The organism is Paenibacillus sp. 102 (genome assembly GCF_039549175.1).
Lineage (GTDB): Bacteria > Bacillota > Bacilli > Bacillales > Bacillaceae_G > Bacillus_A.
Genome location: NZ_JBCGHT010000002.1, coordinates 261,170 through 278,805 on the forward strand (window position 1 = coordinate 261,170; position 17,636 = coordinate 278,805).

Consider the following 17,636-nt stretch of genomic DNA (forward strand, 5'->3'; position numbering starts at 1 on the left):
TGGGATAAAAAAACAAAAGCCCCCTGCCAGCAGGGAGCTTTTGTTTATAAAATAATGGCAATTAATCCGCCAGATCCTTCGTTAATAATTCTTTCGAGCGTTTCTTTTAATTTATAACGTGCATTTTCAGGCATTAAAGACAATTTTGCTTGAATCCCTTCTCGAACAATTGAACTCAACGAGCGTCCAAAGATATCAGAATTCCATATAGAAAGCGGATCATCCTCAAAATCTTGCATTAAGTAGCGGACAAGCTCTTCACTTTGCTTTTCAGTACCAATAATCGGCTCAAAAGTAGATTCAACATCGACTTTAATCATATGAATAGATGGTGCAACGGCCTTTAATTTCACACCAAATCGCGATCCATGGCGAATAATTTCCGGCTCATCTAGACTCATATCAGCTAAGGCAGGTGCTGCCACACCATACCCTGTTTGTTTGACCATCCTTAAAGCATCTGAAACCTGATCATACTCCGTTTTCGCATGAGATAAATCAAGCATCAACTTTAACAAATGATCTTTCCCTCTAATTTCTACACCTACAACTTCTTTTAATATTTGATCGTACAATTCATCAGGTGCATATAAGTCAATCTCAGCAACCCCTTGCCCCATATCAATCCCCGCTAAACTTGCCCGATCAATAAACTCATATTGACTAAACTGCCAAACAACGCGGTCTACATCACGGAGCCGTTTTATATCTTTAACCGTCTCTTGAACAGCTTCTTGATAACTTTGACGTAACCAATGTCCTTCATTTAATACCATGACCCAGCTTGGTAGATTCACATTCACTTCTAAAACAGGGAATTCAAATAAAGCTTCGCGAAGTACATTGTAAACATCTGTTTCTCTTAAACTCTCCACACTCATTGCTAATACAGGAATATCATGCTCCTCTGATAAACTCTGACGTAACTGTTCTGTATCTGGATGATACGGCTGTACAGTATTAATAATCATGATAAATGGTTTACCTACTTCTTTTAACTCATTGATAACACGTTCTTCTGCTTCTATATAATCCCGTCTTGGAATTTCTCCAATCGTTCCATCAGTTGTAATGACAACCCCAATAGTAGAATGTTCTTGAATTACTTTACGCGTTCCAATTTCAGCAGCCTCATGAAACGGGATAGGCTCTTCATACCAAGGTGTATTAATCATTCGTGGGCCATTCTCATCTTCATACCCTTTCGCTCCAGGAACCGTATAACCTACACAATCTACTAATCGAATATTCACTTCAAGACCGTCATCAACATGGATGGAAACCGCTTGGTTTGGAACAAATTTCGGTTCTGTTGTCATAATCGTACGTCCAGCGGCACTTTGAGGTAATTCATCTTGTGCTCTCTGGCGATCTGAATCATTTTCGATATTCGGAATAACAACAAGCTCCATAAATTTTTTAATAAACGTTGATTTCCCTGTTCGAACAGCTCCTACAACCCCTAAATAAATATCGCCGCCTGTGCGCTCAGCAATATCTTTAAAAATATCAACCTTTTCCAAGTGATTCCCTCCCTCAAAATTTTTGGGAATAATACAAGTTTGTATTCACATACAATAACCTTCATTGATGTTTCCTATCATATAAAATATTCTAGAAGTGCAGACAATATATCATATGATTTTGTCCTAAATTCATATGACTATTTAAAAAGAAACTTTTTGTTTTCATCATAAGTTGTATTACATGAAAAAACCTTTCTTCTAGAACTTATTCGCTAAAAGAAAGGTTCATGACTTATCATTTAAAAAAAATTGGTTCTCCGTTTCTTACTGTATACGGTAAGGAGTATGCGGGCACAAATGGTGTATCTTTTACAAGCATATTCCGAATATCTTCCCCCTCTTTCATTTTTTCTCCATTTTTTTGTAACATTTCATATAAATCCATTCGATAATCAACAAAAACCTCTCCTTTTTCATTGATTACAAGCGGCAACCCTTTTCCAGAATATGGACTCGTTACTTGCGGTACATTTTTATATCCCATTTTTTTGAAATCCAGTTCATAAACACCATCTGCAATAACCTTTTTAAAAGGGGGATATTGATGGTCATCTCGATACATTTGCAACTTCAACTTGACATCTCGTATTTGTTCCGCCATTCTGACATCAAGTAATTTTACTGTTGGATTGGTTTCTACATCTACTAATACATATTGATACACTCCACCACTTTCATACGCATTTCCTGGCGCTTCTTGTATATAACGTGGTGCAATTTTTTGAAAATCAATGGGGTATTTTTGATAAATCGGCGTATTCATATCACGCGTTTTAATTGGTAATAAACCACTATTTTGTTCCTTATATGTATTGACTGCCTTTTGAACAGCTTGCAGTTGATCTTCATAAGGGACAGCATTTTGTTTCATATTTTCTCTAGGATACATACATCCTGATAAAAGGCTTATACAACAAAATATTAAAATAATATAGGTTTTTTTCACAGACAATCCATCCTTTATTTTCTCACTCACATCCATTAAAGCTCGTTTACACATCTCCACCTATCTCCTCACAATCTACCCGAAACCAAAGAGTGGCGATTATTCATTCTTATTGTTCAACTGGTCCACTAAACACTACAAGAAAAATAACAATTCCAGATACAATCATAAGTGTATAGGCAATAACCGCTGTAATCCCTTTCAAAATTTTATTCTTCATTTTATATCTACTTAATAAAATAAACATCACCGCAATAAACATAAATCCCATAGCCCCTAAAGAAAACCACATTTTTATAAGTCCTTCAGACATAGACACACCCCTTAATTATCAATCTGTTTTTATACTATTTTAACAAATTAAAAATTTTAAACAAATAGAAAAATAATATAAGACCATTCTTTTTAAGGCGAGAGAGAGCATCCAGCCGTGCATAGAAGCTGTCAGATCCTTTTTCTGCCCGTAGCCAATAGTAAATTGAAACAAAAATAAAACCGAAGCGAATGTATCATCTTCGCTTCGGCTGACCAAATATGCCCACAAACAGCTCCAATCCCACTTCTTCATAGCTATCGTATGCAACCTTTGAATCCTTTGTTTCCCATACTTTATTTTTTAAACATTTTACTTAACGAGCTAAAATCTGCCGGCATATTATTATTAATAATCGCTTTTACAATTTGATCTTCTTGCTCTTTTGGCACCTCTCTTCCTGCCATTACTGCAACCTGATGAATTAATTGACGCAGTACTTTCTCATCGCGTAAATTTGCATTTTGTACAGATGATGCTAATTTAAAAATATCGTCTTTATTTACTTTCGCTTCCTTCTCAATATTATTGAAAATGTTATTATCCATTCTCTTCACCCTCTCTTCAAGTTACAATCCATCGTATGCAAAAAGAAATAAATGGTGAAAAGACCTAGAAAAACAAAAAGCTGTATACGTGTTTTTTTGCACGCATACAGCTTTTACTTATAATAAATCAGGTATCGCTTCAACTTCATGTTTACGAACACGCCCCATCAATGAGCCCACTGCATCTTTCACATTATTCCCATTGAATAATACATCATATAAAGCTGAAGTAATTGGCATTTCGACTTCCATTTTCTCAGCCATTTCGTATGCTGCTTTTGTTGTCCGTACACCTTCAACTACCATTCCCATACTATCTAGTACTTCTTCTAAAGAATGTCCTTTTCCAAGCATATTTCCCGCACGCCAATTTCGGCTATGAACACTTGTACAAGTTACAATTAAGTCACCCATTCCTGTTAAGCCAGCAAATGTTAACGGATTACCGCCCATCTTTCTTCCTAAACGGGCAATCTCTGTTAAACCGCGCGTCATAAGAGCTGCTTTTGCATTATCACCTAACCCAAGTCCATCTGTTATACCAGCAGCTAGCGCAATAATATTTTTTAATGCACCGCCAAGCTCCACACCGATGATATCAGGATTCGTATATACACGGAAGTAACTATTCATAAATAAATCTTGCACTTCTTCAGCTGCCTCCATACGTTTAGCCGCAGCTGTAACAGTTGTCGCTTGTCGTAGCCCTACCTCTTCCGCATGACTCGGTCCTGATAAAACAACAACATCACGTATAAGATGTGCCGGAATTTCTTCTTCAATCATTTCTGAAATACGCTTTGAAGTACCAGGTTCGATTCCTTTACTTGCATGAATCCAAGTAATTGGTCCTGAAACAATTTTTTTCATATTCTGCAGTACTTCTCGGTATGCTTTCGTTGGTACCACTAAAAGTACTGTATCTACATCTACTAACGCTTCTTCTAAAGAAGAGTAGGCTACGATTGTGCTCGGCAATGTAATCCCCGGAAGATATCGCCTGTTCTCATGCTTCATATTCATTTCATCCATGAGTTCAGGACGATTTCCCCAAATGCGTACATCATGACCATTGTCAGCTAATACCATCGCTAACGCTGTCCCCCAGCTACCTGCTCCTACTACTGTGATTTTTTTCATAAAATCACATCCTCTCCATTAGTCTCTTGCTCTAGAAATAATTCGAATTGGCGTTCCTACGAAGCCAAATGACTCACGCAAACGATTTTTCAAGAAACGTTCGTATGAAAAATGCATCAATTCTGGGTCGTTTACAAATACAACAAATGTAGGTGGTTTCACCGCAACTTGTGTTGCATAGAAGATTTTCAGACGACTACCGTTATGTGTTGGTGTTGGGTTCATTGCCACCGCATCCATAATTACATCATTTAATACATTCGTTTGTACACGGATGCTATGACTTTCATTTACTTCATTAATAACCGGTAATAATGTCTGTGTACGTTTCTTCGTTTTCGCAGATAAGAATACAATCGGTGCATAATCCAAAAATTGAAAATGCGCACGAATATTTTCTTCAAATGCTTTCATTGTCTTTTCATCTTTTTTAACTGCATCCCATTTATTCACAACGATAATAACAGCTCGTCCTGAGTCATGTGCATAGCCAGCAATCTTTTTATCTTGCTCAATAATTCCTTCTTCACCGTCTAAAACAACTAAGACAACGTCAGAGCGTTCAATCGCTCTTAGTGCACGAAGTACACTATACTTTTCGGTACTCTCATATACTTTTCCTTTTTTACGCATACCAGCTGTATCAATAATAACGTAATCTTGACCATCTTTACTATATGGTGTATCGACAGCATCACGTGTTGTTCCTGCGACATTACTTACGATTACACGATCTTGACCAAGCAATGCATTTACAAGTGATGATTTCCCTACGTTCGGACGCCCAATTAATGAGAAACGAATCGTCTCGTCATCGTATGCCTCTTCTTCAATCTTCGGAAAATGTTTTGCAGCCTCGTCTAATAAATCTCCTAAACCTAATCCATGTGTACCTGAAATTGGGAATGGCTCACCAAATCCTAATGCATAGAAATCATAAATATCATTACGCATCTCTGGATTATCTACTTTATTTACTGCCAGTACAACTGGCTTTTTAGAACGGTATAAAATTTTTGCAACTTCTTCATCTGCTGCCGTTACACCATCGCGGCCATTTGTCATAAAAATGATAACATCCGCTTCATCAATCGCAACTTCTGCTTGTTGACGAATTTGTGTCAAAAACGGTTCGTCTCCAATATCAATTCCACCTGTATCAATAATGTTAAATTCATGGTTTAACCATTCACCGGCGCTATAAATACGATCTCGCGTTACACCTGGGATATCTTCTACAATCGAAACTCTCTCTCCAACAATTCTATTAAAAATAGTAGATTTTCCTACGTTCGGGCGCCCTACTATTGCCACTACTGGTTTCGGCATATCATTTCATCCTTTCAACTTGCTTCTGTTTATTATGTAAAAAACCCTTCTTTGTGCAAGAAGGGATTTGCATTCCAGAATATTTCTCATCATATCAAAACACCTCATATTATATCACACGTTACTAATGTTTCACAATAATATATACATTCTCTTGTAAGCGGTGGGCAATGCCATCTAGAATCGCTTCTAAATTATTTGCTACAAATTCCATTTCTTCTTTCGTTTCACAAATAAATAAAGGTGCTCCCCCAGCAAACTTTTCCGGCGTCGTTGTAATTACAGCAAGAATATAACTTTCTAACATCATCGCAGATCTTCCCTTCCTTTCGGAGCCTCTGATGACATATGAACTGCACTTTCTAATGTTGGTACATTTCCTATTACAGCAATCGCTTTTTTTATATCTTGGTCTTGCGGGAGTACAAACACTCCTACTCTTCCATCTTCTAAATCACGCTTAGCTAATGGAACTAACGCCGGAGTTCCAGAATCTCTAAATATGCCTAAGGCAACAGAAACATCATGCAATATTGCTTGTCGTTGTCCAAGATTAGAAATTGTTACCCTTGCGTCAATAGATTTAGGCTTTAAAATAAATCCCATTCCATATTTCATAATTTCTTCTTGCCTTGCTGGTAATCCAATATTCATAATATAAATGTTATCAATATATAGTCCTGCTCCTTCAAACCGGATAGGAACATGCTCAATGTCTACAAGATCACGTAACCTTTTACCAGACATCAATATTTTTGCAATAAAAAAACCCGTTATGCCAGCCACTACACCAGCAATCCACGAATGAAACCCTATATATGTAAATGTTGTCACAAATGATGTCAGCATCGCTAAATAATTGCGACTTTCAAACACAAGGGCTATCCCCTCAATATATGTGTTTCCACGTGGTACAAGCTCATACCCATCTAATTGTTGCAGTGTATTCCTTTCCATATTACGAACATCTCGAAATTGAGACGCTGCTAATGTTAGGAAAGTAATTGCTGAAAAGTCCTTTTTCAAAATAGACGGAATAGCAATTGCTCCTAAAGCTGCTGCGATTAGCCCCATAGCAATGTGAATGATTTTTCCATGTAAACGTGTCGGATACTGCCTCGTATCTGTACGAAGCATCAAAATTCGCGTTACTGTTCCAGCAATGACGCCACATAAAATGGCTGGTGTATATTCAGTCATGTATTATCCTTGCCTTTCTTTTACATGTTTTTTTCTAAATTGCCCTCTATACGCCGATACTTTTACGATGTAAGACATCATCATAACAAGTAATGTAGAAACAGCTATGATATCAAAAAATGTCAAACTACCAAATTCGTACGGAAAATGAAGCCTGCGAAAAATAAATGTTACCAATATTTCTCCTTGTAACGCTCCGGCATATAAAGAACATAGACGCAATAAACGATCTCGATGTAATAAAATTGATGCATACACAAGAGTACCGCTTAACATCCAAGTTCGCTCAATAACAATCCAAATCGGATCATACACCTCTAATAAATGAAAACTTGTATATAGCATAGCAATGATAAGTGCCGACAATAAGGCGTATATTTTTTTCCATATAGAATATAAAGCAATCCCCAAAAATGAAATAATGCCGAGTATAAGAGCATTTATTGATACAGCGAAAGAAGCAATGGAGACAGTTATCTGTGAACAAATAATAAACATTAATATAACAGCGCTCATTTTCCATCGCATTTCATCTTTTTTCAAAAAAAATGTTGTAACAATCCAGCCCATCCATGATAAAAAATAAAAATAGCTTCCATCCATATTTTCCCCTCCTATCATTTCCATTATGGGAACTTTTTATGAAAACTAATCCTTTTCTTCTTTTTGCATAGTTTTTTCTTATAACAGCAACACTTTCTATTGAGGGGGTGTAGATAACAATGGGAAAAGACCGTCAAGAAAAAAAATTGAAACAATCACGCCGTGTTGAATCAGATCGTGATCAATCATTGCAATATCCTGGTGCAACAGGGCTTGATACACCGGAGCAAGCACGTAAGCAAAATCAGCATTAAAAGTAAAATAGTTCTTACTTTACAAAAATCCAGTGTAAGATTACATTCTCAATGAACGCAAAAAAAGATGGTTTTGGTATAATACTAAAGCCATCTTTTTATTACTTAACATTTAATTTTTTTAAATCATCTATTTTAACATCTAATTCTATTGATTTGAAATCCTTTCTTTCATTACATAATTTTATATACGACATTAAATCTTGATATACAGCATTATTAACAATTAGATTCTATATCTATGCTAAATTAACACTTCCGAACCTTATACCATTTTAGTACAATACATGATATCATTATTTACTATATATTATATTATATAGTAAATATGTATTCCCCTCTCTAATTGTCTTCGAAATAATATTTTATCTTGCATTAACAGGCAGTAAATCCCTACTGATTACAGTTTCATTTTATCCCAAATCATTTTCTATACAATACACATAGGCTAATGCTAGTGTAAAATAATTTTTGTAAATGCACCCTCCGCATATATAAAAGAAAAAACCAACCAAATGGTTGATTTTTTCTTTACGTCTCCTATTAAATCCTATCTCATACTGTAATTTTTAGTATCAATCCCGCGCTGTGATAGCCAATGGTACGTATCACCTTTCACAATAAGCGGCACTTGCTGAAGCTCAGAAAGCGTACTGGCTCCAAGAGCTGTCATAATGAATTGTAAATCCGTATGTAAAAGTTCTATCTCATCTATTAATTTCTGGGTACCATCATTCATCAATATACGTAAAAAATATCCGGCAAAAGCAGTCGCCTGCGCTCCTAGAGCAATCGCTTTTGCTACATCAAGTGCCGTTTGTATACCACCAGATGCAATGAGAGAGGGGGTATTGTTTGTAGAGGATGCTTCTATTATAGAGGCTGCCGTCTGAATGCCCCAATCGTTAAAATAGGAAAGCATTCGCTGTCTTCGTTCATTTTCAACTGCAGCAAAGTTTGTACCACCATAACCACCAATATCTACAGCTGAAACGCCAACATTAGCTAACTGTTGTACAGATTCTTTACTCATACCAAATCCTACTTCTTTTACGATAACAGGAACTTCCGCGCCAAGAACAATCTTTTCAATCCGCTCTAATACGCCTGTAAAATCCCGGTCACCTTCTGGCATCGTTAGTTCTTGAATGACATTCAAATGAATTTGCAAAGCATTTGCTTCAATCATATCAATCGCTCGTTTTGCCTGTTCAACACTCACTTCACTACCCAAATTTGCAAAAACGATTCCATTTGGGTTTACCTTTCGAACAATTCGATAAGAGGATGCTTCTGTTTCATCCTTTAATGCAGCCATTTGGGAACCGACCGCCATCGCAAGGTTATGATGCCTTGCCACATGTGCTAACTGTTCATTAATATGTAATGTGTGATCTCCACCACCGCCGGTCATCGCATTGATAAAAATCGGCGAACTTAATGAAAGTTCGCCGATTTCCGTTTCAAATGTAATACTTTCATAACTTGAATTTGGCAAGCTTTGATGGACAAAAGCAATGTCATGAAAGCCATGTATACGAGACTGTCCGGTGGAAAGAGCATATTCAATATGTTCTAATTTTCGTTTTGCCCTTACCACTTGTACCCCTCTTTATTTCTTTAATTTTTTCAGTTGTTCACCAATAATATCACTAAATTGGAAAGTTGCAGACTCAGAAGTCGGCTCATATTGGCTGTAATCTTCTATTTCATTATTTTCTTCAACAGCTTCTTTTATACTTAAAGAAATACGTTTTTCTGCTGCATGTACTTCAAGTACTTTCACTTTCACTTCTTGTCCCATTTCTAATACTTCATTTGGATTTTTCACGTGGCGATTTGCAATTTGTGATACGTGCACAAGTCCTTCTACACCTGGTAAAATTTCAACGAAAGCACCGAATGTAACAATACGCTTTACTATACCTTCTCGAACATCACCTGCTTTAACTTCAGCAGCAACATTTTCCCAAGGCCCAGGCTCTGCAGCTTTAATCGATAAAGAAATACGCTGCGTATCAGCATCAACCGATAACACTTTGACTTTTACACTTTGTCCTTGTGTTAACACATCAGAAGGCTGTTCAACGCGATCATGAGAAATTTGTGAAATGTGTACTAAACCATCTACACCACCCACATTCACAAAAGCACCGAAGTCAGTTAATCGTTGAACTGTACCTTCCACAACATCTCCTTCTTTTAAAGAAGAGATGGCTTCTTTTTTCTTCGATTCTAATTCTTGTTCTACAACTGCTTTATGTGAAAGAATAACACGATTTTTTTCACGATCTAATTCAACAATTTTCACCGCTAGTGTTTTTCCTCTATAGTCAGTAAAATCTTCTACATAGTGCATTTCTACAAGTGAAGCTGGAATAAATCCGCGGACACCAAGATCCACAACTAAACCACCATTCACAATATCTTTTACAGTAACATCAAACACTTTACCTGAAGTGAATTTTTCTTGCAGCTCTATCCATGCTTTTTCTGCATCAACAGCACGTTTCGATAATACAAGATCATCATCTTCTAATTTAATAACTTTTAATTCAAGAGTTTGGTCTAATTCTACAACATCGCTCGCTTTTTCAATATGAACGTTAGCTAATTCACTAATCGGAATAACGCCATCTGTTTTGTATCCAACATTTACAAGAACTTGTTTTTCTTCAACCTTTGTTACAGAACCCGTAACAACGTCACCCACTTGTAATGCTTTTGAATCCACAACTTCTTCATTCATTTTCTCTACCATGGAAATACCTCCCTACAGAATTGACAAAGCTTTTTTTATGTATATACGAAATGAAAACAAATGTTTTCATTTGCATGTTATAAGAATGTTTTAGCACATACTCACTTCTAACCTATTGTTTTTCCTACACTTCATAGAAGATATAGAAACCTATATAAATAGTATACAGCAAAATCTCCTTGAATAAAGTATGTTTTAAAATATAATAGCGAATATATTCTGACAGTTCCTCTTCTTTTACTAACTTCTTACAAATTGACTTATTTGTCAAGGAAAGTGTCCTACTGTTTCCCTCAATGCTAATAAAAAAGAAAGGGGGTTCCCCTTTCTTTACTTTGCAAATGCTTCTGAAACAATATCCATAATTTTTCGAACGACCTCTTCGATTGATAAAGAAGTTGTGTCTAACTCCAATGCATCATCCGCTTTTTTCAGCGGAGAAACTTCACGCTCTGAATCCAGCTTATCACGCTCAGCAATCTCTTTTTTCAATTGCTCTAAACTAGAAGAAAAACCTTTCTTCGTGTTTTCAAGATGTCTACGCTCAGCTCTCTCTTGAACAGAAGCAAGCATGAAAATTTTCACTTCCGCATTAGGTAACACATGCGTACCAATATCACGACCGTCCATTACCACTCCGCCCTTTTCTGCTAGAGCTTGTTGGCGACGTACCATCTCTTCACGAACAAGACGGTGCTTGGCAACAATTGATACGCGATTTGTTACATTCGGTGTACGAATCGCTTCAGATACATCCTGGCCATTTAAGAAAACTAATTGTGTATTTTCACCTTGTTGAAACTCAATATTTACATTTTTTAAAACTGCCATTAAGCTTTCTTCATTTTCAATATCTACGCTTTGCTCCAGAGCAGCGTATGTAAGAGTACGATACATTGCACCTGTGTCAATATAAACATAGGAAAGTTCTTTCGCAACAATCTTTGCAACTGTGCTTTTCCCAGCAGCTGCGGGACCATCTATCGCAATTGAAATTCGTTTTTCCATTGTAACACCTCATTTTTTCACTTATAAAACAAAATGAAAAGCAGGTACAAATCCCCTGCTTCTCTGTGCTTGTTTCCTGTCGATTAAATCCTCAATTATTGTAGCATAATCCTTACTAGAAGGAAATGAAAACTACTTATTCACTTGCAAAATATCCGTTTTATTTTCACTTGTAACTCCTTCATAATATACGATTTTTGATAAATATTTCACTGTGGATTCTTGCATAAAAAGCAATTGAATAATGCAAAGACAAATAAATTGAACCAATAATACACGAATTAAAACACCCTCAATCTTTTTCAAAAAATATCCTCTTTTCATTTTTCCTCACTCATTCCAACAACTTATGATAGAAAACTATTACTTCAATTCTTTCCAAGTATAAAGTAGCTAACTTTATTTTCATTTCTAATACAAACTTTTATACATTTTCATTGTCGAATCTAGTAAAAACATGTTATGTTCTAAATGTATTTTTTCGAATGGAAAGGGGTATAATCATTGAAAAAAATCCTAGTTTTACACACAGGTGGAACAATCTCAATGGAAGAAGATAAAGAAACTGGGGTTGTACAACCAGGGGAACAAAATCCTCTTTTAAAATTCATTCCTGATTTAGAGGATGATATTGATTTAATCGTTGAAGATGTCTTTCATCTTCCATCACCTCATATGACTCCTAGTGAGATGTTACAATTACAAGTCATTATTGACGAAAGAGTAAAAAACGAAGGCATCCACGGTGTTGTCATTACACATGGTACAGATACATTAGAAGAGACTGCATACTTTTTAGATTTAACTGTACAAGCGAACATTCCAATTGTTGTAACAGGGGCAATGCGCTCTAGCAACGAATTAGGTGCTGACGGTTTATATAACTTTTTATCTGCTGTAAAGGTTGCAAATAGCAACGAAGCACTTGGAAAAGGTGTTCTTGTCGTATTAAATGATGAAATTCATTGCGCAACAAATGTAACAAAAACGCATACAAGTAATGTCGCAACCTTCCAAAGTCCTCAATACGGACCAATTGGTATGGTGACAAAACGCGGTGTTGTCTTCCATCACGCTCTTGTACATCATGAAACATATGTGGTCGGACAAATTTCTAAAAACGTTGTTGTGTTAAAAGCTTACGCTGGCATGGATGATACAATGCTAGCAGCAATTGAAACCTTACCAGTAGACGGAATTGTAATCGAAGCACTTGGTCAAGGGAATTTACCACCAAGAACACTCCCTAGTTTACAACGCTTAATAAATAAAGGTATTCCAATTGTTCTCGTTTCCCGCTGCTTTAACGGAATTGTCCAAGACGTATATTCCTATGAGGGTGGAGGAAAGCAATTAAAAGATATGGGAATTGTCTTCACATACGGTTTGAACGCCCAAAAAGCCCGTATTAAACTACTTGTCGCTTTAGAATGTGCTCACTCGCAAGACAAAATCCAACAAATGTTTATGCAGGATTAAAAAATAAGCTGTCGAAATTCGACAGCTTATTTTTGTTCTCTTGATACAACTGTTTGTGTAATTACTCCACCATGAAATCTTCCATTCTCAATAAAAATTTCATTCGCATTATTACCAGCTGCAATAACACCCGCAATAAAGATATTCTCAACATTCGTTTCCATTGTTTCTTCTGTAAATAGTGGGCGCCCTGTTTCTTTATCAATTTCTACTCCCATTTTTGTTAGAAAACTATGATCTGGGTGGTATCCCGTCATCGCAAATACAAAGTCATTTTGAATTGTAAATGACTCTCCGTTACTTGTATACGTAAGTGTGTGTTCGGTAATCTCTTTCACATGAGCATGGAACTGCATTTGAATTGTACCATTACGTACTAATGCTTCAAATTCAGGTAAAATCCACGGCTTAATACTCTGTGAATATTCTCCCCCGCGATACAACACCGTTACACGCGCTCCAGCTTTTACAAGTTCTAACGCCGCATCTACACTTGAATTTTTCCCTCCTATTACAACTACATCACGGTCAAAATATGGATGTGCCTCTTTAAAGTAATGGGATACTTTGTCTAAATTTTCTCCAGGAACGTTCATATAGTTGGGGTTATCATAATATCCCGTTGCCACTACAATATATTTTGCAGTATATGTCTCCTTGTTCCCATCACGCTTCGTCGTATTTACTCTAAAGAAGTTCCCGTCCTTTCGCACTTGTTCTACACGTTCAAATGCATTGACACGCACACCTTTACGTTTTACCACTTCGCGATAGTACGAAAGTGCTTGATTACGCACTGGTTTACGATTTTCTGTAATAAACGCAACATCACCAATCTCAAGCTTTTCACTAGAGGAAAAAAATGTTTGATGAGTTGGATAATGATAAATCGCGTTCACAATATTTCCTTTTTCAATTACGAGTGGATTGATTCCCTCTTGCTGCAGTGAAATCGCCGCTGCTAACCCACATGGTCCGCCCCCGATTATTATAGCTGTTTCTTTTTGCATACTCGGTTCACTCCTAGTCTTATGCTTCAATCTCTATTTATTACAAAACAAGAAAAAACCTACTTTCAGCAGTAGGCACCTATCTTTATTGTATTCATTTTTCATATATTTGTCATCTAAACGATACGTACATTCGATAGACGTCCGCTAAAAACTGTCTAAATCTTATTCCTTGTTGACCAAATACATTTTCTGGATCAATCTTTCTCCTAGGATCAAGTGTTTTATGAGATACAATATCCGTTTTAGGATTTAAATTGAATGTGTGACATAAATAAGCATGATACCATGTAAACCGCGTGTAAGAATCCCAAAAATTAACATTACCTCCATAGCACATTTCAACACCAATTGCCGCTTTATTCGCATCATAACCAAACAAATCGTTATCTGTTGGTACGCCATATCTTACATGATATGCTACCTCTTCAATTGGGATAATTTCTAAAATAGTTGTATCATCTACAAAAGTATGCGCCGATGCTTTCGGTTGTACTTCGTTAAAGTAATCACGATTTCCTATCGCATTGCTACCAGGATTCCCAGTGTCATGACTTACAATAAATCTTACCTTTGAAAGGCGGATTCCTGGCCTTGAGCTTCCGTACCCAATATAATTCCGCTCTATAGGGAACATCACCATATCTATCAACTCCGCTCTAAAAAATCAACTCTCTTCCTTATATATATTCAATTTTACTGTCTATATAAATACAAATTTAAAAACCGATACAAAACCTTTCTTTTTAAGTGTGAGAGAGCATCCAGCCATGCACAAAATCGGTCAGACCCCCTTTTGCCCCATGCTAAGTTAAAGCAAAGAAAGAAAAAGAGTGCAGGTCACCTATTGTTTTTCGTAGCAACAACTTATATGTTAACAAATCAAAATAGTTATACACCGCATTTCTTACACAAATAGAAAATCAAAAATATTTGAAGTAAATACCATAAATAATAAAATACTTACAGCCGTTCCATAAAACCCATAAAACCAAACACAGTCTTCTTTTGTATCTAAGCCGAAAAATTTATTCACGGATTGTAACAAAGATGAACGTTTCACATGTTCTTTTCGTAAAACTTCTACCCGTTCCATAACATCTGTTGGCATCATAAATCTTTGGTTTGCTGTCATTTTCATTATTAATCTCTCCTTATTTTGTTTCCGTTTTGTTTATCTAAGGAGAGTATAGCACAAACGTTCGAACAGAACAAGCGTTCTTTTTATAATCGAACATTCATTCTAAAAATAATATTATAACCCTTATTATATATTTCAATAAAAAAACGTGATCCCCCTCGAAAGGAAACCACGTTCTCTCTAAACTTTTCGTTCGATTATACCCAACCTCTAAAGCGGCTAGCTTCTGCCATTTTACGTACACCAACCATATAGGCTGCTAAACGCATATTCACTTTACGAACTTGTGATGTTTCATAAATGGAATCGAATGATTTTACCATTACTTTTTCTAAGCGTTGTTCTACTTCTTCTTCTGTCCAATAGTAACCTTGGTTATTTTGTACCCATTCGAAGTAAGATACAGTAACACCACCAGCACTTGCTAATACGTCAGGAACAAGTAAAATACCGCGTTCTGTTAAAATTTTAGTTGCTTCTAATGTAGTTGGACCATTTGCTGCTTCTACAACAATTTTCGCTTTAATATCCGCAGCATTCTCTTCTGTAATTTGGTTCTCGATTGCAGCTGGAACTAAAATATCACAATCAAGTTCTAATAGCTCTTTGTTTGAAATTGTATTGTTAAACAATTTCGTTACTGTTCCGAAACTGTCACGACGATCAAGTAAGTAGTCGATATCCAATCCATTTGGATCATGCAGTGCACCATAAGCATCCGAAATCGCAATTACTTTCGCACCAGCATCGTGCATAAATTTAGCTAAGAAGCTACCAGCGTTCCCAAACCCTTGAACAACAACGCGAGCGCCTTTAATGTCGATACCGCGTTTTTTCGCAGCTTCTCGAATACAGATTGTTACACCTTTTGCAGTCGCTGTTTCACGACCATGAGATCCACCTAATACAAGCGGTTTACCTGTAATAAATCCTGGTGAATTGAATTCATCGATGCGGCTATATTCATCCATCATCCATGCCATAATTTGTGAGTTTGTAAATACATCTGGAGCAGGAATATCTTTTGTTGGACCAACAATCTGGCTAATTGCTCGTACATATCCACGACTTAATCTTTCTAATTCACGGAAAGACATTTCTCGCGGATCACAAATGATACCACCTTTACCTCCGCCATATGGTAAATCAACAATACCACATTTTAAACTCATCCAAATAGAAAGTGCTTTCACTTCATTTTCTGTTACGTTTGGATGGAAGCGAATTCCACCTTTCGTTGGACCAACAGCATCATTGTGCTGCGCGCGATATCCTGTAAATATTTTAACAGTCCCGTCATCCATACGAACTGGAATTTTCACTGTCATCATACGAATTGGTTCTTTAAGTAATTCATATACCTCGTTTGGATAACCCAATTTTTCTAGGGCTTCACTAATAACAATTTGTGTTGAATTTAATAATTCAAAGTGTTGTTCCCTTTGTTGTGTTTGTGTTTGAGCTCCCTTTTCGGCTACCATAGTAAGTAAACCCCCTGTAATTTCACTTGTTTAGTAAACCTTCATTGCCTAGTATACACCGTTAAATTTGGAATGCAATAGAAAACGCTAACAAATATATACAAACTATTTTTCGTTGCAAGCGTTTTCACTATCATTATAGTCCTTTTATCACTTTTAGAAAAGTAAAATACTTAAATATTTAAATGTTTTTTATACTATAATGTATTTTAATCTCTCTAATGCCGCAAAACACTAACAAAACCTCAAGCTATTTACATTAGCTGAGGTTTTGTTTTAAGATAAAATACTTGTATATTTGCTGAATTGCTTGAGCATCCATTAATTCTTTTCCATATTCCATAATACGATAAATTGTTACTGTAGAAGAATTACCGTATTCCGCTAAAATCGCAATAATATCTGCCTTTAATAACGCTGGTTCTTCTTCCATCCAAAGATAAAAACGTTCATCCCATGTGTAAAGTTTCCCTCCGGTTACACCGAGATTATACAAACGACTTGCCAAAGTAATCACATCTTCAAGCGTTGCAAATTCATACAATATATGTTCACTCTCATCTAGAGTTACTTGCATTTCAATAAACTCATCACGAAACTCATCTTCTGTATCCGTTTCATGATTTTCTTTTGTAACAATCACAACCATTCCTTGTGCCTGTAAAGAAAAAACTTCAACTGCAATTGGACCATCTGCTTCAAACCCAAGTTCTTTATTTGCTTCTTGCATCATATCACGAAATAACTGTTGCACTTTTGGAGCATTTTTCCATAAATCCTCCTTCGTCAACCCTCGCTCAGATAAATCGTCAAATGTTAGGAAAATTTTAATTTTATTATAATTCAATCGTTCCAACCTCATCTTGTAACCTCCCTACGTAACCGTTGTATCTAATT

At 36.2% G+C, this 17,636-nt stretch carries 19 protein-coding genes and 1 pseudogene; 2 read left to right on the forward strand and 18 right to left on the reverse strand.

Annotated elements, in window-relative coordinates; all coding sequences use genetic code 11:
* Window positions 1-44: 44 nt before the first annotated feature.
* From spoIVA to AAIE21_RS07305, 9 genes and pseudogenes are all read right to left on the reverse strand, one after another.
* Window positions 45-1,523, reverse strand: a complete 1,479-nt coding sequence (gene spoIVA / locus AAIE21_RS07265) for a stage IV sporulation protein A (RefSeq protein ID WP_026591202.1) — start codon at window positions 1,521-1,523, stop codon at window positions 45-47.
* A 238-nt stretch (window positions 1,524-1,761) separates the two neighbouring features.
* Complete coding sequence (locus AAIE21_RS07270; protein ID WP_343266471.1) at window positions 1,762-2,472, reverse strand: hypothetical protein; 711 nt, start codon at window positions 2,470-2,472, stop codon at window positions 1,762-1,764.
* Window positions 2,473-2,581: 109 nt separating this feature from the next.
* Window positions 2,582-2,785, reverse strand: a complete 204-nt coding sequence (locus AAIE21_RS07275) for a DUF2768 domain-containing protein (RefSeq protein ID WP_343266148.1) — start codon at window positions 2,783-2,785, stop codon at window positions 2,582-2,584.
* Between the two features lie 296 nt (window positions 2,786-3,081).
* A complete protein-coding gene (locus tag AAIE21_RS07280; protein WP_343266149.1) occupies window positions 3,082-3,333 on the reverse strand; it encodes a stage VI sporulation protein F in 252 nt (83 codons plus the stop codon).
* A 117-nt stretch (window positions 3,334-3,450) separates the two neighbouring features.
* Window positions 3,451-4,473, reverse strand: coding sequence for an NAD(P)H-dependent glycerol-3-phosphate dehydrogenase (locus AAIE21_RS07285; RefSeq protein WP_343266150.1), 1,023 nt, complete (start codon window positions 4,471-4,473; stop codon window positions 3,451-3,453).
* An 18-nt stretch (window positions 4,474-4,491) separates the two neighbouring features.
* On the reverse strand, window positions 4,492-5,802 hold the full coding sequence (der, locus tag AAIE21_RS07290) for a ribosome biogenesis GTPase Der (RefSeq protein WP_343266151.1): 1,311 nt from the start codon (window positions 5,800-5,802) through the stop codon (window positions 4,492-4,494).
* 124 nt (window positions 5,803-5,926) lie between these two features.
* On the reverse strand, window positions 5,927-6,112 hold the full coding sequence (locus tag AAIE21_RS07295) for a capping complex subunit for YIEGIA (RefSeq protein ID WP_343266152.1): 186 nt from the start codon (window positions 6,110-6,112) through the stop codon (window positions 5,927-5,929).
* The gene (locus AAIE21_RS07300; RefSeq protein WP_343266153.1) at window positions 6,109-7,002 is read right to left on the reverse strand and encodes a YIEGIA family protein; all 894 of its coding nucleotides are present in this window, start codon (window positions 7,000-7,002) and stop codon (window positions 6,109-6,111) included. The genes AAIE21_RS07295 and AAIE21_RS07300 overlap by 4 nt, the downstream gene beginning before the upstream one ends.
* Window positions 6,995-7,605, reverse strand: a pseudogene (locus tag AAIE21_RS07305) (YphA family membrane protein). Before AAIE21_RS07305 ends, AAIE21_RS07300 begins: the two are co-directional and overlap by 8 nt.
* 119 nt (window positions 7,606-7,724) lie before the next feature.
* Between AAIE21_RS07305 and AAIE21_RS07310 the strand changes: the two are divergent.
* Window positions 7,725-7,859 carry a YpzI family protein gene (locus AAIE21_RS07310; RefSeq protein ID WP_003206535.1) on the forward strand — a complete coding sequence of 45 codons (135 nt, stop codon included), beginning with the start codon at window positions 7,725-7,727 and terminating at the stop codon, window positions 7,857-7,859.
* Between the two features lie 550 nt (window positions 7,860-8,409).
* Here AAIE21_RS07310 and fni read toward each other — a convergent pair.
* From fni to AAIE21_RS07330, 4 genes are all read right to left on the reverse strand, one after another.
* Window positions 8,410-9,459, reverse strand: a complete 1,050-nt coding sequence (gene fni / locus AAIE21_RS07315; RefSeq protein ID WP_343266154.1) for a type 2 isopentenyl-diphosphate Delta-isomerase — start codon at window positions 9,457-9,459, stop codon at window positions 8,410-8,412.
* Window positions 9,460-9,471: 12 nt separating this feature from the next.
* Entirely contained in the window at window positions 9,472-10,620 is a 1,149-nt protein-coding gene (rpsA, locus tag AAIE21_RS07320) for a 30S ribosomal protein S1 (RefSeq protein WP_343266155.1), read from the reverse strand.
* 330 nt (window positions 10,621-10,950) lie between these two features.
* Window positions 10,951-11,628 carry a (d)CMP kinase gene (gene cmk / locus AAIE21_RS07325; protein WP_343266156.1) on the reverse strand — a complete coding sequence of 226 codons (678 nt, stop codon included), beginning with the start codon at window positions 11,626-11,628 and terminating at the stop codon, window positions 10,951-10,953.
* 132 nt (window positions 11,629-11,760) lie between these two features.
* On the reverse strand, window positions 11,761-11,934 hold the full coding sequence (locus tag AAIE21_RS07330; protein WP_343266157.1) for a DUF5359 family protein: 174 nt from the start codon (window positions 11,932-11,934) through the stop codon (window positions 11,761-11,763).
* Window positions 11,935-12,132: 198 nt separating this feature from the next.
* On the opposite strand from AAIE21_RS07330, the gene AAIE21_RS07335 reads away from it, so the two are divergent.
* Window positions 12,133-13,107, forward strand: coding sequence for an asparaginase (locus tag AAIE21_RS07335; RefSeq protein ID WP_343266158.1), 975 nt, complete (start codon window positions 12,133-12,135; stop codon window positions 13,105-13,107).
* Window positions 13,108-13,133: 26 nt separating this feature from the next.
* On the opposite strand, the gene AAIE21_RS07340 is transcribed toward AAIE21_RS07335, so the two are convergent.
* From AAIE21_RS07340 to AAIE21_RS07360, 5 genes are all read right to left on the reverse strand, one after another.
* Window positions 13,134-14,117, reverse strand: a complete 984-nt coding sequence (locus AAIE21_RS07340) for a YpdA family putative bacillithiol disulfide reductase (protein ID WP_343266159.1) — start codon at window positions 14,115-14,117, stop codon at window positions 13,134-13,136.
* A gap of 112 nt (window positions 14,118-14,229) precedes the next feature.
* A complete protein-coding gene (locus tag AAIE21_RS07345; protein WP_343266160.1) occupies window positions 14,230-14,760 on the reverse strand; it encodes a peptidoglycan recognition protein family protein in 531 nt (176 codons plus the stop codon).
* 264 nt (window positions 14,761-15,024) lie between these two features.
* The gene (locus tag AAIE21_RS07350) at window positions 15,025-15,261 is read right to left on the reverse strand and encodes a DUF3961 domain-containing protein (protein ID WP_343266472.1); all 237 of its coding nucleotides are present in this window, start codon (window positions 15,259-15,261) and stop codon (window positions 15,025-15,027) included.
* A 194-nt stretch (window positions 15,262-15,455) separates the two neighbouring features.
* On the reverse strand, window positions 15,456-16,739 hold the full coding sequence (gudB, locus tag AAIE21_RS07355) for an NAD-specific glutamate dehydrogenase (RefSeq protein WP_343266161.1): 1,284 nt from the start codon (window positions 16,737-16,739) through the stop codon (window positions 15,456-15,458).
* Window positions 16,740-16,998: 259 nt separating this feature from the next.
* Entirely contained in the window at window positions 16,999-17,601 is a 603-nt protein-coding gene (locus AAIE21_RS07360) for a genetic competence negative regulator (RefSeq protein WP_343266162.1), read from the reverse strand.
* Between the last annotated feature and the right edge of the window lie 35 nt (window positions 17,602-17,636).

What these genes read in the sequence shown, in the direction of transcription:
- cmk (WP_343266156.1), bottom strand. Translation starts at nt 11,628, where the DNA reads ATGGAAAAACGAATTTCAATTGCGATAGATGGTCCCGCAGCTGCTGGG.
- AAIE21_RS07300 (WP_343266153.1), bottom strand. Translation starts at nt 7,002, where the DNA reads ATGACTGAATATACACCAGCCATTTTATGTGGCGTCATTGCTGGAACA.
- AAIE21_RS07275 (WP_343266148.1), bottom strand. Translation starts at nt 2,785, where the DNA reads ATGTCTGAAGGACTTATAAAAATGTGGTTTTCTTTAGGGGCTATGGGA.
- AAIE21_RS07340 (WP_343266159.1), bottom strand. Translation starts at nt 14,117, where the DNA reads ATGCAAAAAGAAACAGCTATAATAATCGGGGGCGGACCATGTGGGTTA.
- der (WP_343266151.1), bottom strand. Translation starts at nt 5,802, where the DNA reads ATGCCGAAACCAGTAGTGGCAATAGTAGGGCGCCCGAACGTAGGAAAA.
- AAIE21_RS07345 (WP_343266160.1), bottom strand. Translation starts at nt 14,760, where the DNA reads ATGGTGATGTTCCCTATAGAGCGGAATTATATTGGGTACGGAAGCTCA.
- AAIE21_RS07285 (WP_343266150.1), bottom strand. Translation starts at nt 4,473, where the DNA reads ATGAAAAAAATCACAGTAGTAGGAGCAGGTAGCTGGGGGACAGCGTTA.
- rpsA (WP_343266155.1), bottom strand. Translation starts at nt 10,620, where the DNA reads ATGGTAGAGAAAATGAATGAAGAAGTTGTGGATTCAAAAGCATTACAA.
- AAIE21_RS07295 (WP_343266152.1), bottom strand. Translation starts at nt 6,112, where the DNA reads ATGATGTTAGAAAGTTATATTCTTGCTGTAATTACAACGACGCCGGAA.
- AAIE21_RS07280 (WP_343266149.1), bottom strand. Translation starts at nt 3,333, where the DNA reads ATGGATAATAACATTTTCAATAATATTGAGAAGGAAGCGAAAGTAAAT.
- AAIE21_RS07360 (WP_343266162.1), bottom strand. Translation starts at nt 17,601, where the DNA reads ATGAGGTTGGAACGATTGAATTATAATAAAATTAAAATTTTCCTAACA.
- gudB (WP_343266161.1), bottom strand. Translation starts at nt 16,739, where the DNA reads ATGGTAGCCGAAAAGGGAGCTCAAACACAAACACAACAAAGGGAACAA.
- AAIE21_RS07310 (WP_003206535.1), top strand. Translation starts at nt 7,725, where the DNA reads ATGGGAAAAGACCGTCAAGAAAAAAAATTGAAACAATCACGCCGTGTT.